The sequence below is a fragment of the Actinacidiphila yanglinensis genome (assembly GCF_900107965.1).
GTDB lineage: Bacteria > Actinomycetota > Actinomycetes > Streptomycetales > Streptomycetaceae > Actinacidiphila > Actinacidiphila yanglinensis.
On record NZ_FNVU01000013.1, the window covers coordinates 140,921 to 156,120 of the forward strand.

The 15,200-nt window shown below is 72.6% G+C and carries 13 protein-coding genes and 1 riboswitch; of the genes, 4 read left to right on the forward strand and 9 right to left on the reverse strand.

Translation table 11 applies throughout. From position 1 onward, the window contains the following. Positions 1-17: 17 nt before the first annotated feature. From C4U44_RS26970 to C4U44_RS27010, 9 genes are all read right to left on the reverse strand, one after another. A complete protein-coding gene (locus C4U44_RS26970; RefSeq protein WP_235032382.1) occupies positions 18-2,096 on the reverse strand; it encodes an alpha-galactosidase in 2,079 nt (692 codons plus the stop codon). Positions 2,097-2,179: 83 nt separating this feature from the next. Next, positions 2,180-3,058, reverse strand: coding sequence for a carbohydrate ABC transporter permease (locus tag C4U44_RS26975; RefSeq protein ID WP_103888626.1), 879 nt, complete (start codon positions 3,056-3,058; stop codon positions 2,180-2,182). Continuing rightward, positions 3,058-4,026 carry a carbohydrate ABC transporter permease gene (locus C4U44_RS26980; protein ID WP_103888627.1) on the reverse strand — a complete coding sequence of 323 codons (969 nt, stop codon included), beginning with the start codon at positions 4,024-4,026 and terminating at the stop codon, positions 3,058-3,060. The genes C4U44_RS26975 and C4U44_RS26980 overlap by 1 nt, the downstream gene beginning before the upstream one ends. A 1-nt stretch (position 4,027) precedes the next feature. Then, positions 4,028-5,332, reverse strand: a complete 1,305-nt coding sequence (locus C4U44_RS26985; protein ID WP_103888628.1) for an ABC transporter substrate-binding protein — start codon at positions 5,330-5,332, stop codon at positions 4,028-4,030. 113 nt (positions 5,333-5,445) lie between these two features. Next, a complete protein-coding gene (locus C4U44_RS26990; RefSeq protein ID WP_235032371.1) occupies positions 5,446-7,620 on the reverse strand; it encodes a glycoside hydrolase family 27 protein in 2,175 nt (724 codons plus the stop codon). A gap of 210 nt (positions 7,621-7,830) precedes the next feature. Beyond that, complete coding sequence (locus C4U44_RS26995; protein ID WP_103888629.1) at positions 7,831-8,250, reverse strand: PPOX class F420-dependent oxidoreductase; 420 nt, start codon at positions 8,248-8,250, stop codon at positions 7,831-7,833. Positions 8,251-8,304: 54 nt separating this feature from the next. Next, entirely contained in the window at positions 8,305-8,625 is a 321-nt protein-coding gene (locus C4U44_RS27000) for a DMT family transporter (RefSeq protein ID WP_103888630.1), read from the reverse strand. Between the two features lie 31 nt (positions 8,626-8,656). Continuing rightward, positions 8,657-8,722, reverse strand: a riboswitch (guanidine-III (ykkC-III) riboswitch). Between the two features lie 813 nt (positions 8,723-9,535). Beyond that, positions 9,536-9,973, reverse strand: coding sequence for a winged helix-turn-helix transcriptional regulator (locus C4U44_RS27005; protein WP_200823418.1), 438 nt, complete (start codon positions 9,971-9,973; stop codon positions 9,536-9,538). Between the two features lie 74 nt (positions 9,974-10,047). Then, positions 10,048-10,641 (reverse strand): NADPH-dependent FMN reductase, encoded by a 594-nt coding sequence (locus C4U44_RS27010; protein WP_103888631.1) that lies wholly within the window; start codon positions 10,639-10,641, stop codon positions 10,048-10,050. A 186-nt stretch (positions 10,642-10,827) separates the two neighbouring features. Between C4U44_RS27010 and C4U44_RS27015 the strand changes: the two genes are divergently transcribed. The 4 genes from C4U44_RS27015 to C4U44_RS27030 all read left to right on the forward strand — a co-directional run bounded on the left by C4U44_RS27015 (position 10,828) and on the right by C4U44_RS27030 (position 14,849). Next, positions 10,828-11,841 (forward strand): YhjD/YihY/BrkB family envelope integrity protein, encoded by a 1,014-nt coding sequence (locus C4U44_RS27015; protein ID WP_103888632.1) that lies wholly within the window; start codon positions 10,828-10,830, stop codon positions 11,839-11,841. Positions 11,842-11,981: 140 nt separating this feature from the next. Continuing rightward, positions 11,982-12,419 carry an NUDIX hydrolase gene (locus tag C4U44_RS27020; protein ID WP_322973680.1) on the forward strand — a complete coding sequence of 146 codons (438 nt, stop codon included), beginning with the start codon at positions 11,982-11,984 and terminating at the stop codon, positions 12,417-12,419. 499 nt (positions 12,420-12,918) lie between these two features. Continuing rightward, complete coding sequence (locus C4U44_RS27025; protein WP_103888711.1) at positions 12,919-13,782, forward strand: GH25 family lysozyme; 864 nt, start codon at positions 12,919-12,921, stop codon at positions 13,780-13,782. 170 nt (positions 13,783-13,952) lie between these two features. Further along, positions 13,953-14,849, forward strand: a complete 897-nt coding sequence (locus C4U44_RS27030; RefSeq protein ID WP_103888633.1) for a DMT family transporter — start codon at positions 13,953-13,955, stop codon at positions 14,847-14,849. Positions 14,850-15,200: the final 351 nt, after the last annotated feature.

The window sequence follows — 15,200 nt, forward strand, 5'->3', positions numbered from 1 at the left end:
CCGGTCGGCGGAAGCGGTCATTGCATGGTCAGGACCACCAGTTCCGCGTCGTGGCCGGCGCTCCAGCCCAGGGGCAGCCCGGAGTGCAGCAGGTGGGCGCCGCTGTAGACGGTGCCGGTGTCGTGGTCGGTGTAGCGGGCGGCCGGGTCCAGGCCGCGCAGCCGGACCCGCGCGGGGCGGCCTGGGGTCAGCGGGGCGCCGTCGAGCCGTCCGGTGCTCCAGGCGGCGACGACCACGCGGCGGCCGTCGGGCGCGTCGTACTGCACCGCGCAGGTCGCGTCGTCCGGTCCGCCGATCAGCCGGGCCCGGCCGTGGTGCACGACGTCGCGCACGTCCTTGTAGCGGGCCACCCATCCGGCGGCCTCGGCGCGCTGCTCGGCGCTCCAGCCGCGGATGTCGGCGCCGATGCCGAGGACGCCCGCGGCGGCGAGCACGAAGCGGAAGGCGAGCGAGCGCGGCCGGGGGTCGAACACGCCGGGCTCGTCGGTGACCCAGGAGCTCATGGTGTGCGGCGCGTGGGCGTGCAGGTACCCGTACTGGACGGCGAGCCGGTCCAGCGGCGCGGTGTTGTCGCTGGGCCAGACGACATCGGTGCGTGCCAGGGTGGCGTGCTCGATCCGGGCGCCGCCGCCCGCGCAGCCCTCGACGGTGACGTGCGGGTGGCGCGCGCGCAGGTGGTCCAGGACCCGCAGGTAGCCGGCCACGTGGGCGGCGTCCAGGTCCAGTTCGCCGGGCGGGATCGCGCCGGGGCGGCCGCGCTCGGTGGGCGGCCGGTTCATGTCCCACTTCAGGTAGCGGATGTCGTGGGCGGTCAAGAGCCGGTCGAGGGTGGCGATCACGAACTCCTGGACGTCGGCGCGGCCGAGGTCGAGGAGGAGCTGCTCGCGGACGAGCGTGGCCGGGCGGCCGTCGATCCGGTACACCCAGTCGGGGTGGTCGGCGTAGAGCTGCGCGGCGGGGCTGATCGCCTCGGGTTCGACCCACAGGCCGAAGTCCATGCCGAGCTCGCGGACCCGGGCGATGAGCGCGTCCAGCCCGGCGGCGCCGTCCGTGCCGCCCGGGAAGGCCGCCGGGTCGGGCTGCCAGTCGCCCAGCCCGCCCTTCTCGTCCTTGCGGCCGGTGAACCAGCCGTCGTCGACCACGAACAGCTCGACGCCCATCTCGGCAGCGATGGCGGCGAGTTCGAGCTGTCCGGTCGCCTCCACGTCGAACTCCGTGGCGTACCAGGAGTTGTAGAGCACCTTGCGGGGGCGGTGCAGCCGCTCCCCGGCGAGGTGGCGCTCGTAGCGGTGCCACTCCGCGCCGAGGCCGTCGAGTCCTCCGGCGCTGAACGCGCAGGCGAGCACCGGGGTGGTGAGGGTCGCCCCGGGCCGCAGGGCGACGGCGCCCTCGTGGGGCACCCGTCCGGCCCTGACCCGCACCGCGCCGCCGGGTTCGGCGTCGGCGGTGATGTGCCAGTTGCCGGGCCAGGCCAGGGCGACACCGTAGGTGGGGGTGTCGGCGCTGTCGGGGTGCGCGGCGTCCTGCACGGCGAGCCAGGGCGCGTAGGCGTGGCCGGGCACGCCCTGGATCGAGCCGATCGCGAACCGGCCGCGCACCAGGTCGAGTTGGTGGCGGGTGAACTCCTGCGACCACTGCCCGGCCAGGTAGGTGAGCCGGGCGCCGCCCTGTACCGGCACGTTGACGGCGGCGGAGTCCAGGTCCTCCAGGTGCAGCACCTCGTCGCCGTCGTTGGCGAGTTCGGTGCGGCGCAGCACCACATCGGTGCCGGGCACCGTGTCGTAGCAGAGTGTGGCGCGCAGCCCGGTCCGCTCGTCGGTGAACTCCAGCCGCAGCGAGCGCTCTCCGTCCTGCTCGGCGCCGGTGCACGTCCACCAGGTGCCGCGCTCGCCGTCCGGGCGGCGCACCGTGAGGTCGGCGCCGGTGAACGGGCGCAGACCCGACGGGATGTACTCGGCCGGCGCGGCGTCGGCGGGGGTCAGGAAGTGGGTGCGGCGCGACCAGTCCAGCGCGGACGGCCCGGTCTCGGTGCCGTGCGGGCCCCACGCGGCCAGTTCGGCCCACTGTCCGCCGGCTTCGAGCCGTACCGCGTACACGGTGCGCTCGGTGCGCAGCAGCCAGCTACTGCCGGGTGCCGGGCTCGGCGCGCGGCCCGTGGCGGGCCGCGCGGGGGGCCGGGTCACTTGACGGCTCCGAGGTTGAGTCCGGCGACGAAGTGCCGCTGGAAGCGCAGGAAGACGATCACGGTCGGGGCCGCGGCGATCACCGATCCGGCCGCGATGACGTTCCACTGGGAGACGTACTGGCCCTGGAGTCCCAGCAGGGAGGCGGTGATCGGCATCTTGCTGTCGCTGCGCAGCACCGTGATCGACCACAGCAGGTCGTTGAAGATCCAGGTGAAGGACAGCGCGGTCAGCGCGGCCAGCGCGGGCCGGGCCAGCGGCAGGATGATCCGGGTGTAGATCTGCCAGGGCCCGGCGCCGTCGATGACGGCCGCCTGCTGGATCTCGGCCGGGATGGACCGCATGAAGCCGTGCAGCACGAACACGTAGAAACCGACGCCGAATCCGACCTGGACGCCGATCAGGGCGTACAGCGAGTCGTACACGCCGAGTTTCTCGCTGAGCTTGGAGACCGGGATCAGCAGGATCTGCGGGGGCAGCAGGTTGCCGCTGAGCATGAGCAGCAGCAGCGCGCGGCGGAAGGGGACGGCGTAGCGGCTGAGCGCGAAGGCGGCCATGGAGGCGAGCAGCAGCGAGAGCAGCACCGTGGGGATGGTGACCAGCAGGCTGTTGATCAGGGCCTGTTGCTGTCCGCCGTCGGTCCACGCCGAGCGGAAGCCGCCGAGCGTGAAGGTGTGCGGCATGCTGCCCAGCCCGTGGGCGGCGATGTCGTCGAAGGAGCGGGTGGCGGTGATCAGGACGACCGCGATCGGCACCAGCCACAGTACGGACAGCAGCGAGGCGCTGCCGTGGAAGGCGACAGTGCCCCACATCTTGCGCCGGCGTGCGGACCGCGAGGCGGCGGGTGCGGCGGGGTTCGCCGTGGACGGTGCCATCAGTCGGCCTCCTTGAACGCCCGGACCAGGTAGGACGCGATGACGCCGAAGGCCAGCACGAAGATGACGACGGCCAGCGCGGACCCGTAGCCGAGCCGCAGGGACTGGAAGGAGGTGGAGTACATGTAGGTGCTGAGCAGTTCGGAGGAGTGGTACGGGCCGCCGCGGGTCAGGGCCCACACGACGTCGAAGGAGCGCAGCGAGTCGATGATGATCACCGACAGCACGACCGCGTTGACGCTGCTGAGCTGCGGCAGCGTGATGTGCCGGAACTGCTGCCAGCGGGTGGCCCCGTCGACCTTCGCCGCCTCGTACAGGGCGGGGTCGATGCCCTTGAGGCCGGCGAGGTAGAGCACCATGACGTAGCCGATCTGGCGCCACAGCGCGGGCACGATGACGGCGTAGAGCGCGGTGTCCTGGTCGGCGAGCCAGGGGTGGGTGAGGCCGCCCAGGCCCAGGCCGGACATGGTCTTGTCGACCAGGCCGTCCGGTTGGTACATCGCCTGCCACACCAGCGCGGTGGCGGTGAGCGAGAAGACCACCGGCAGGAAGAGCGCGGCGCGGTAGAAGCCGACCCCGCGGCGCTCCTGCTGGAGCAGCAGCGCCGCGCCGAGGCCGAGGATCGCCGACAGCCCGCCGAACAGCGCGAGCCACAGCACGGTGTCCAGCAGCGCGGTGTGGAACACCGAGTCGTGGATCATCTCCCGGTAGTTGCCCAGGCCGATGAACTGCGGCGGGGACACGCCGTCCCACTTGGTGAGGGAGAGCCAGAAGCCCTGCAGCGCCGGCCAGAACACCCAGAAGCCCTCGGCGAGCAGCGGGACCAGCACGAAGGCGAGCACCACCGGGGGCACACCGGTCGCCGCGCGCCGCCGGCCCAGCCGCCGGCCCAGGCCCCGTCCCCGCCCGGTGCCGGCGTCCGAACCCTCACCTCCGTTCCTGCTGCCGGTCGCGGTCAGCAACGCCATGTCACTGGCTCCAGATCTTCTGGGCGTCGCGCTGCCAGTCGGTGAGGATCGAGTTGATCTGCTTCGGCTTGGCGAGGAACTTCGTCAACGCGGTGTCGGCGGTGGGCTGGAGGGCGTCGCTGGAGTCGCGGTTGAAGAACTGCGTGACGTCCGCGGCGCTCTCGATCATCGCCCGGCCCTTCTTGACCAGCGCCGTGCCCGAGTCCTTGGCCGTGGGGTTGGTCGGGATCGACGTGCCCGAGGAGCCCTTGAGGTAGATCTCCTGCGCCTCGGCGGTCGCCAGGTAGCGCATCAACTCCTTGACCTCGGCCTGGTGGTGGGTGTGCGCGCTGGCGAAGTAGCCGTCGGTGGGGCCCTCCTCGACCAGCGGCATCTTCGGGTCGATGATCGGGAACCGGAAGAAGTCGAGGTCGCCGAGCTGGTCCTTGGGGGCCGCGTCGGCGAAGAAGGTGCCGATCAGCATCATGCCGGTGCGGTCGTTGAGCATCGCGGTGGTGGCGTCCTGGAAGGACAGCGCGGTGCCGTTGGGGTCGAAGTAGGGCAGCGCCTCGGCCCACGTGTCGAAGACCTTGTGGATCTGCGGGTCGTCGAACCGGTGCTTCCCGGCGAGCAGTTCGCGGTGGTAGGCCGCGCCGTTGATCCGGATGTTCAGGTAGTCGAACCACGCCGAGGCCACCCAGGCGGTGTCCGCGCCGGCGCCCAGCCCGATCGGGGCGACGCCCTTGGACTTCAGCTTCTCGCACAGCGCCAGGAACTCGTCCCAGGTCTTGGGCTCGGTCACGCCCCACTTGCGGAAGTTGGACTTCTTGTAGAACACGCCCCACCAGTAGTAACTGGCCGGCACGAAGATCTTCTTGCCCTGGGAGTCGGTGCACAGCTTCTTCAACGCGTCCGAGTAGCCGGACAGTTCGGGCTGGGTCCAGATGTCGTCGACATCCAGCAGCAGGCCCTTCTCGGCGTACGCGTCCGCGACGGAACCGGGGTACCAGGTCATCAGGTCCGGCGGGTTGCCGGAGGTGAGATAGGTGGGGAGCTGCGTGCGGAAGGTCTCGGAGGCGACGGTGTTCAGGCTCGCCTTGGCCCCGCCACGCTTGTCGAACGCGGCCACCAGGTCCTCCATGGCCGACTTGGCCTGCGGCGAGGACAGGTTCGACTGGAGGCTGACGGTGCCGCCCTTGGACTGGCTGGTGCTGCCACCGGAGGATCCGGAGGACACGCAACCGGTCATCAGCGACGCGGCGCCGACGGCGCCGAGCGCGCCTGCTCCGGCGAGGAAGCGGCGGCGGCTGGTTGGTGAGGTGTTCATGGGACTCCTTTTGCGCCCACGCCGCACGGTGCCCCGCCCCCTGGCGGCGGGGCTCTCGTCCGGCTCGTACAGACTGGCGGGACACCGCGACGGCGTCAAGATTAATTCGTAATTTATTGAGTAAGAGTTCCGAGCGAACTCTGCCGGACCGCGCCGCCGACCCCGCGGGAGACCGTCAGCACGCTGCCGTCCGATCCCGCGACGGCGCCCATCGCCCCGTCGAACTCGCCGCTGGCGTAAGCCGGTTGCTTGAACCAGCCACCCCAGGCGTCGCCGGCCGCGTCGTACGTCCGCTGCCACAGCGTGTAGTCCGAGGCCCGCACGAGGAGTTGGACGCTGCCGCCGGTGGCGACCAGCGTCGGGCTGCCGCTGACCGTGCCGCCCAGCGACGACCACGCCGACCAGGTGCCGGCCGCGTCCCGCACCCGGGTCCACACCGCGTCGTCCGCGGTACGCACCGCCACGTGGGTGCGGCCCGCCGCATCGGTCACCGCCGAGGGCCGGCCGGTCAGGGCCAGGCCGTCGGGGGCGCCGATCGAGGTCCAGCCGGTGCCGGCGCCGCGGCCGGTGACCGTGCCGTCGGTCCCGGTGGCGAAGAGCGTCCACCGGCCCGGACCGTCGTACGCCACCGTGGGCGCGTCGGCGAGGGCGCCGCCGAGGTCCTGCCAGCTCCCCCACCGGCCGTGGTCGTACGTCCGCAGGTACGCGTGGCCGTCGGTGCCGCGCACGAACACGTCGATCCGGCCGCCGGCCGAGCCGTAGGCCGCGGGCTGGCCGGTGAAGCTGCCGCGGGTCGGACCGCCGAGGTCCACGGCGTGCCCGGACCACTGCCCGTCCCGGCCGGTCTGCACCTCCAGGCCGCCGCCCTTGCCCTGCGTGAACGCGGTGAGCGTGTCGCCGTCGCGCACCAGCGCCGGGGCGACGGCGGACGTGGTGCGGCCGAGCGTCACGCCGGGCGCGTCGTCGGCGCCGGTCAGGCCGAGGAAGGCGGTGCCGTGCGCGGGCACGGTGACGGTGTAGGAGCCGGCGTACGTCCCCCGGCCGGCCCGGGCGCGCAGGTCGCGGACGGCGACCTTCCCGGCCAGCCCCGCTTGCGCGAAGTCCACGGTGCGCTGCGCGGGCTGGTCGGAGCGGTTGAGCAGCACCACCGCGCGGCGGCCCGACCCCTGGAGCACCTTGCTGTAGGTGTCGCCGGTGGCGTCGGTGGCGATCCGCACGCCCTGGATGCCCAGCGGGTCCTGGTCGACCGCGAGGATCTCCGGGTTCTCCAGGGTGGCCAGCATCGACGCGGTCAGGGTGCGCGGGTCGGAGCCGATCACCAGCGGCGAGGCCATCTCGGCCCACATCACCAGTTGCGTGGTGGACTCCTCCTGGTTCAGCTCGTACGACCCGTCCGGCATGGTGCGCATCGGGATCAGGTAGTCCGGGTCGTTCCAGTGGCCGGGACCCTGTGCCTCGGGGTGGGCGGCGTTGGCGTCCATGTTCCGCAGCACGTTCGGGAACTCGCCCGCGGTCGGCGAGCCGTAGGCGATGTCGGTGCCGGTCCGCCACGAGTCGGCGGTGGACGGGCCGTAGACGTAGGTGTTGTGCGCGTCCTGGTCCGGGTCGTGCGGCAGGCCCCAGTCGTCGGTGAGCGGGTTGCACAGGTTCAGCAGCATCTTGCGGCCCGACTTCGCCACCGCGTCGCTGAAGTCCTTGAACGCCGGGCCCGGGGTGAGCTTCTCGCCGATGCCGCACAGGAAGTCGACCTTGATGGCGTCGATCTTCCAGCTCGCGAAGAGGTCGGCGTCCTGCTGGTAGTGCCCCCGGCTGCCCAGCCCGCAGCTCGCCGGGGCGTAGTCGCCCGCGTCGGTGTAGATGCCGGCGCGCAGGCCCCGCGCGTGCAGGTAGCTCACCAGCGAGGGGATGCCGTCGGGGAAGCGGTCCGTGTTCGCCGTCAGGTTGCCCTGCGCGTCCCTCGGGTTGTCGGCCTGCCAGCCGCCGTCCAGCCACACGATGTCGTAGCCGCTGTCCCGCAGGCCGCTGCTGACCAGGTAGTCGGCCACGCTCTTGACCTGCGCCTCGGTGGGCGCGCCGAGGCCGTAGTAGGTGTTCCAGCCCATGTAGGGCGTCGGCGCGAGGCCGCTGTCGTACGCGGCGGCGGCAGCCGCGGCGCCGCTCGACGGGCCGCCGGCGTGCGCGCCCTGGGCGCGTGCGACGCCCGGTACCGCCACCGCGAGCAGCGCGGCGGCGCCCGCCGCCAGCGCCGCACGCCGCACGCGTGCCAGCCCTGCGTGATGCGAAGTCACTTGAGTCTCCGAGGAGTCGGGGATACGCGAAGTCGCGGGGACCGCGCCGCCCGAGCACTCGGGGACGCCCCGCCACGCCGAAGACTGTGCGGGGGAGCGCCGAAGCGTGTCAACGATTATTACTAATAAACTAAAACTCGGGCCACGGCCGCGCGCAGCCGGGCTGCGGCACCCCGCCACCCGGGGGCGGCGGGGTGGCGGGCCCTTCGCTCACGCCTGGTCGTTGTCCTTCAACGCGCCCCAGCCGTGCCAGCGTTCGACCTCGATCCAGGCGCTCACCCGGGCGCGCTCGCGACGCGCGTACGGCTTGCCGACGTACTGCTGGGAGAGCCGGTCGATGTCGGCGAGCCCCTCGTCCGGGACGAGTCCGGCGATCCGGCCGACCAGGCTGATGTGGGTGTACCAGCCGTCCTTGTCCAGCACGGTGAGCGTGACCCGGGGGTCGTGCCGCAGGTGCTCGACCCGCTTGCGCCCCTCGTCCATGTTGACCAGCACCCGACCGTCGTCCTCCCACAGGTACCAGGTGGCGGTGGAGACGGGCTGGCCGTCCGGGCGCAGCGTCGTGATGACGGCGGGGTTGGCCTTCCTCAGCAGGGCGATGGCGTCGTCGGGCAGCGGCGGCTTGGACATAGACGTCTCCTTGACGTGCGGTGATGCCGTTCCGGATCATCGCCATTCTGCACGTCAGTGGCCGCCGGTGGCCTTGAGACCCACCACGGCGGCGACCAGCAGGCAGACGAAGAAGATCCGCGCGGCCGAGACGGGCTCGCCGAGCAGGAGCATGCCGACGACCGCGGCGCCGGCCGCGCCGATGCCGACCCACACGCCGTAGGCGGTACCGATCGGCAGCGTCTTCGCGGCCTGCGAGAGCAGCAGCATGCTTGCCACGATGCCGGCCCCGGTGAGCAGGCTCGGCGCGAGCCGGGTGAAGCCGTCGGTGTACTTCATGCCGATCGACCAGGCGACTTCCAGCAGGCCGGCGACAACGATGAGGACCCATGCCATGACGGCACCTCCGCGGGTTGGTGACTACGGGGGTGCACCGTCTTTGCAGGGTCCCGGTACGGCGCGCTCGTCGGGGTGCTCTCCACCGTAGCAAAATGCGGCGATACGGGACGGGGTGCGGGCGAAGTGGTGACGGAGGCCACCAACGGTCGCATCGAGGCAGCCGGCGGCCCCGGACGGGCGGCGACGTCAGCGCCGCCGGCAGCCTCAACGACGCCGCCACGAACGGCAGTTGCGCGTTCCTCAGCAACCTGGACGTGCGGAACGCCGCGGCCGCGGGCGCGGTGGTCACGCTCGGCGCGTCGATCACGGACGGGGTGGCCTCGGCGCAGGACGACAACCGGCGCCGGCCGAACGACCTGGCACGGCGGCTGTCGGACAGCGGCCGTACGGTCGGGGTGCTCGACCAGGGCATCAGCGGCAACAAGCCGCTCACCGACGGCGCCGGGCAGAGCGCCCTCAACCGCTTCGGCCGCGACGTGCTCGGCCGGCCCGGAGCGCGCGGGGTGATCTTCTCCGACGACCCGATCAACGACGTCGGCGTGGTGAACCCGCCCACCGGCGCCCGGTTGATCGCCGCGCTCCAGCAACTCATCGGCCGCGCCCGCCAGGCGGGCATCGCGTTCCCGTGCGCGACGCTGACCCCCTTTCGAGGGGTCGGGCGGCTGGTCACAGGCCGGCGAGGACGCCCGCGACGCGGTCAACGCGTGCGTCCGCGGGGCGGGCAGCGGCTGCGACGCCGTCGTCGACCAGGACGCGGCCACCCGCGATCCGGCCGACCCGGACCACTACTTGCCGTCCTACGACGCGGGCGACCATCTGCACCCGAACGAGGCCGGGTTGCAGGCCATCGCGGACGCGGTCGACCTGGCGTCGCTCTCCTGAGGCGGGGGGGGCGGGCGCCGCCCGCTCAGCGAGCGGCGGGCGGGGCGACGGCCGTCGCGGGGGCGGCCGGGCTCTCAGAAGCGGCCGGGTTCTGCGGCTCGTCCGACAGGATCGACGGGTCCGGCGGCAGCGGGATCCAGCGGTGCGACCAGGCGATGACCGCCTCGAGCACCGGCTCCAACTCCCGGCCCTTGTCCGTGAGGTGGTACTCGATCTGGCCGGGAGCGGCCGGCCCGACCCGGCGTTCGAGCACGGCGTGCTCCTCCAGGGTGCGCAGCCGCTGGGCGAGCATGGTGTCGCTGAGGCCGGGGACGGCGGCCCGGATGTGCGCGAAGCGGTGCTGGCCGGTGAACACGGCGCGCAGGATCGCGCCGGTCCAGCGGCCGCCGATCAGCTCGATGGCGGCGTGGAACCGCTCGCACACCTGGTGGATCTCGATCACGGCCGCTTCCTGGGACGCCATCGCGGACCCCGTCTCCCTCGTCTGCGCCGCGGGCGGGGCGCCCGCCCGCGGCGCTGGTGTGGTGCTGCCGTTCGTTACACGCCCTGCGACGATTCTGCCAGAGCCGGCCGCAGCGGCCGGAGCGTCTCCTCGACCCTGACCAGCTCGTCCATCATCGCCTTCGCCGCGGCGACCATCGTCTCGTTCGGCTGCACCTGCGACTCCTCGTCGAGGAACTGCTGGACGAAGGGGATGTTGACCGCCTCGGTGACCGGCGTCAGCTTCACCGCGATCACCACCGGCTTGATCGCCTGCAGCGCGCGGGTGCCCGCGGCCACCCCGCCGTAGCTGACGAAGCCGACCGGCTTGTAGAGCCACTCGTTGTGCAGGTAGTCGATCGCGTTCTTCAGCTCGGCGTTGTACCCGTGGTTGTACTCCGGCATCACGAACACCACCGCGTCGACGCCGGCGATGCGGGCGCTCCAGTCGCGGGTGTGCTGGTGGGTGTAGCGGCCGAATCGGGGGTGGTTCGGCTCGTTCATGAAGGGCAGCGCGACCTCGGCCAGGTCGATCAGGTCGACCTCGTCGAAGCCGCCGTGCGTCCGCGCCTCCCCCTCGAACCACTTGGCGACCGGCAGGCCCACCCGTCCCGGCCTGGTGCTCGCCACAATGATCCCGAGCTTCGACATCGCGTCTCCTTCTGCGTGGCCGCGTCCGCGTGCCCACGTCGCCCATCGGTGTGCCCCCGGGCCGGTCCGCCCGAGGGCACTAAGAATAGCTTAGTGACTTGGGCGCTCCGCCCCCGCCCGAACGGTGTGAAACCGGCATCCATCGGATAATTCCCGGAGTACGCCCCCCACGTGCCGGAGGTAGCCATGGCCACCGTGGCCCCGCCTCCGGGCCGGCCGGACCGCAGAGGCGCCCGGTCCCGGCGCCGCCGCGGGCGCTGGGCCACGTGGCGGATCCGGGCGATCGCCGTCCGCCGGACGGCCGAGCGCCGCTTCCCGGTACTGACCGAGCTCACCGCCCGGCTGCTGTCGGTCAACCTGCTGGACGCGGCCACCCGCCTGGCCGCGCAGATCTTCCTGACCGCCGTCCCGTTCATGTTCGTGGCCGCCACCATCGCCCCGGACTCCGTCCGCACCCACATCCTGGACTCCGCGCACGACCTGTTCGGCCTGAACGGGAGCGCCCAGGACCAGCTGCAGCGGCTGTACGACACGCACGGCGCCGACACCGAGACCGACCGGCAGACCGTCGGGGCGATCGGCGCGGTGGTGGCCCTGCTCGCCGCGACCTCCACCAGCCGCGCGATGGCTCGAGTGTGCGAGCGCGCCTGGCTGCTCCCGCGCTCCTCCGCGCGGGTGGCGGCCTGGCGCTGGTTCACCTGGATCGTGGCCTGGGTGGCGGTCCTCGCCCTGCAGGGGCCGCTGCGCGAGGGCCTCGGGGCCGGGCCGTGGCTGGGCGTGCCGCTGATCTTCCTCGCCGACCTCGCGGTCTGGTGGTGGAGCCAGCACCTGCTGCTCGGCGCGCGCGTGCCGTGGCTTCCGCTGCTGCCCGGCGCGGTGCTCACCTCCGCGGCCATGACCGCGCTCTCGGTCACCGCCCGCATCTACCTGCCGCTCGCCCTCAACCGCAGCCTGGCCACCTACGGCCCGCTCGGCTCCGTCTTCACCCTGCTGTCCTGGCTCATCGCGATCTGCGTGTGCCTCACCTTCACCATCACCGCCGGGGCCGTGCTGGCCACCGAGCCGCCGCTGGCCCAGCACCTGCAGTGGGGTACCGGCGCGCGAGCGGCGGCCGCGCACGCCCACGGCACCGGGGCGCGCGGGCGGCGCCACCCGCGCACCCAGGGCGGTCCGCGCCGCCCGCGCGGCCGCGCCAGGTGACGCCCGCCGGCAGCGATCCCGCATCCTCCCACCGCCCGGCGCCGCGGCGTGATCCAATGGCCCCCGGGACCGGGCCGCTCCCACGCCGGCCAGGACGTCCCGCACCTGCCCCCGACCGCCGGAACGCCCGGAGGAACACCGTGCTGGAGGAGCCCGTCCGCTCGCGGGTGTCGGCCTACGCGATCGCCCGCGACGGCGCACGCCTGCTGCTCACCCGCCTCTCCGACGCCTCGCCGGTCTTCGAGCCGGGCCGGTGGCACCTGCCGGGCGGCGGGATCGACCCCGGCGAGCAGCCGGCCGACGCCCTCGCCCGCGAGCTGCACGAGGAGACCGGCCTCGAACTGCTCGACGCCCGCCTGCTGGAGGCCCGCAGCTACACCGCGCGCCGCCTCGGCACCACCTGGCACCTGGTCGGCCTCTTCTACCTCGCCCGGCTCGCGCCCGGGCCCCTCGTCGTCACCGAGCGGGACGGCTCCACCAGCGAGGCGCGCTGGATATCCCGGTCGGAGCTGACCGGGCCGGTCCTCTCGCCGGCCGCCGCCGACGCGCTCCGCATGATCGACGCGCTGCCCGCCTGAGGGACACGGGCGTCGCCGTCCGGTGGACGTCGATCGGGGGCGCCGCGCGTTGCCGTCCGGTGAGCGGGCGGGAAACGACCGCGCGGCCGGATTTTCACCGCGCTGAAAGTTCCCGGCACGGCGGGCCAACGCCGCAGTTCCACCGCGACCCCAGTGGACTAGACCACAGAGTTTTTCGGCAACCCCTTTACGCGGCACGGTGGTTCATGCGTCACTCATGACGCGTGCACAACAAGCACCTCGCCCGCACCGAACCTCCGCAGCACCCCCGGCGAGACCCCGGATCGATTCCGGACCCCGTGCCACCGGACCCACGCGCAACCCGCTCCCGCGTCGATGACGGCGGTCACCGATGCGACCACGGACTACGCGAGTAGACCCGGCCCCGCCGGACCGCACCTCCCGCACCGCTCCGGATCATCCCCCCATTCCCCAACACGCCTGGAGGAAAGCCTTGTTCTCCCGATACCCCACCACCAAGGCGGTCAAGCGGAGCCTGATGGCGGTCGGCGTGCTCGGTGCGAGCGTCGCACTGACCGCGACCATGACGGCGGGCACGGCCACCGCCTCGACGCTGTCGGCCCAGAAGCTGCCGAAGGGCAGCACCATCCCGCTCGGCGACGGTTACATGGGCGTCGGCTACGTCCAGGACAGCAAGAACTTCACCGCGGACTCCAGGAAGCTGATGCTGGACGCGGCAGGTCTGGTGAGCCCGAACTTCGCCTCGAACCCCCCGCCCGGCATCGACGTCTCCCACTACCAGGGGACGATCAACTGGTCGTCGGTGAAGTCGGCCGGCATCCAGTTCGCCTACATCAAGGCGACCGAGGGGACCACGTACAAGGACCCCACCTTCAACGCCAACTACCTCAACGCCTACAACGCGGGCGTGATCCGGGGCGCGTACCACTTCGCGCAGCCGGGCTCCTCCAGCGGCGCGTCCCAGGCCAACTACTTCGCCAGCAACGGCGGGGCCTGGTCGGCGGACAACCTGACCCTGCCGGGCATGCTGGACCTGGAGGGCGGCTGCTACGGCCTGTCGGCCGCCTCGATGCAGTCGTGGATCCTCGACTTCTACAACACCTACAAGTCGAGGACCGGCCGTGACGTCCTCATCTACACCAGCGCCAGCTGGTGGAGCTCCTGCACCGGCAGCTGGAGCGGTATGTCCGCCCGCAGCCCGCTGGTCGCGGCGTCCTGGACCAGCGCGGCCGACCCGACCATCCCGTCCGGCTTCCCGTACGCCACGATCTGGCAGTACACCGACGCCGGTTCGGTGAGCGGCATCTCGGGCGCGGTGGACCGCGACCGGTTCAACGGCGACCACTCGCGCATCCTCGCGCTGGCCAACAACACCGCCTGACCGGCGGACCGAAGACCGCAGCACGCCCGGGTGGCGCGGCGAAGGCCGCCGCCCGGGCGTGCTGTCACCAGTCCGGTCGCCCGCTCCAACTCCGGCCGCGCTGGGGGCGGGTGACGCACCGACGGCAGCCGCGGCGGGAGGACGGGAGCGCGGCACTGCTACTCTCGTGCATGTCAGCACAAGATAGCGCTACCCCCGCGCCGTGGATAGCAGCGCGCCACGGAGCCACCCTCGCCGCCCTGGGCGTGCTCGGCTTCTCCTTCACCTTTCCCGCCACCTCCTGGGCCCTGGACGGCTTCGGCCCCTGGACGGCCACCGGCCTGCGCGGCGTCCTGGCCGCGCTCGTGGCCGGGACCTGCCTCGCCGCCGGCCGCGTACCCGTTCCGGAACGGCGGCACTGGCCCGGACTCCTCACCGTCGCCGCGGGATGCGTCATCGGCTTCCCGCTGCTGACCACCCTGGCACTGCGGACCTCCTCGACCGCCCACTCCGCCGTCGTCATCGGCGTGCTGCCGCTCGCCACCGCGGCCGTCTCGGTCGTCCGCACCGGCGAGCGCCCGCCGCGGCCCTTCTGGTACGGCGCGGTGGGCGGCGCCGCCGCCGTCATCGGCTTCGCCCTGGAGCAGAGCCACGGCGCACCGACCGTCGCCGACCTCTACCTGTTCGCGGCGCTGCTGGTGTGCGCCGCCGGATACACCGAGGGTGGCCGGCTCGCCCGGCACATGCCCGGGTGGCAGGTCATCGCGTGGGGCGTGGTGGCCGCGCTCCCGATCACCGCGGCGGCGGCTTTCCTCGCCCTGCCCGCCGAACCCGTGCACCTCACCGGCAAGGCTGTGGTGGGGATGCTGTACGTCGCCGCGGTCTCGCAGTTCGGCGGGTTCGTCCTCTGGTACCGCGGGATGGCCGCCATCGGGGTCGCCCGGGCGAGCCAACTCCAGCTCTCCCAGCCCCTCCTCACCCTCCTGTGGTCCGTCCTGCTCATGGGCGAGCACCTCTCCCCGATGACCCCGGTCGCCGCCCTGGCCGTCCTCCTGTGCGTCGTCTCCACCCAACGCGCCCGCGCCTGACCCCGGTTCGGCGGGCGCGACCGCCTTGCCGCCGACGGCGACGACGGTGGTGACCACGAACGCCTCGGCGAGGGCCAGGGCGCCCGGGCCTGGTGGGTGGCGGCGAGCAGCAGCGGGCCGACCCGACCTGGACGTGTGCGTGAGGGGCTGCCGTTGGGCATCTGCCGGCGATACTGTCCAATCGCCGCCAAGTCCGGCGCCAGGCGCTGATGCTGGCGGTGTCGTTGCAGCAGCTTGCAGGCAACTACGCCCTGGCCTGGTGGATTTGGGAGGGGAAAGAGCATGTCGGCTTCGCGGTCGCGTACTGATCCCTACCGCGCCGGTTCGCCACCAGGAGAGACAGGAACGTAC

What these genes read in the sequence shown, in the direction of transcription:
- C4U44_RS26975 (WP_103888626.1), bottom strand. Translation starts at nt 3,058, where the DNA reads ATGGCACCGTCCACGGCGAACCCCGCCGCACCCGCCGCCTCGCGGTCC.
- C4U44_RS26980 (WP_103888627.1), bottom strand. Translation starts at nt 4,026, where the DNA reads ATGGCGTTGCTGACCGCGACCGGCAGCAGGAACGGAGGTGAGGGTTCG.
- C4U44_RS26985 (WP_103888628.1), bottom strand. Translation starts at nt 5,332, where the DNA reads ATGAACACCTCACCAACCAGCCGCCGCCGCTTCCTCGCCGGAGCAGGC.
- C4U44_RS26995 (WP_103888629.1), bottom strand. Translation starts at nt 8,250, where the DNA reads ATGTCCAAGCCGCCGCTGCCCGACGACGCCATCGCCCTGCTGAGGAAG.
- C4U44_RS27000 (WP_103888630.1), bottom strand. Translation starts at nt 8,625, where the DNA reads ATGGCATGGGTCCTCATCGTTGTCGCCGGCCTGCTGGAAGTCGCCTGG.
- C4U44_RS27005 (WP_200823418.1), bottom strand. Translation starts at nt 9,973, where the DNA reads ATGGCGTCCCAGGAAGCGGCCGTGATCGAGATCCACCAGGTGTGCGAG.
- C4U44_RS27010 (WP_103888631.1), bottom strand. Translation starts at nt 10,641, where the DNA reads ATGTCGAAGCTCGGGATCATTGTGGCGAGCACCAGGCCGGGACGGGTG.
- C4U44_RS27015 (WP_103888632.1), top strand. Translation starts at nt 10,828, where the DNA reads ATGGCCACCGTGGCCCCGCCTCCGGGCCGGCCGGACCGCAGAGGCGCC.
- C4U44_RS27025 (WP_103888711.1), top strand. Translation starts at nt 12,919, where the DNA reads ATGGCGGTCGGCGTGCTCGGTGCGAGCGTCGCACTGACCGCGACCATG.
- C4U44_RS27030 (WP_103888633.1), top strand. Translation starts at nt 13,953, where the DNA reads ATGTCAGCACAAGATAGCGCTACCCCCGCGCCGTGGATAGCAGCGCGC.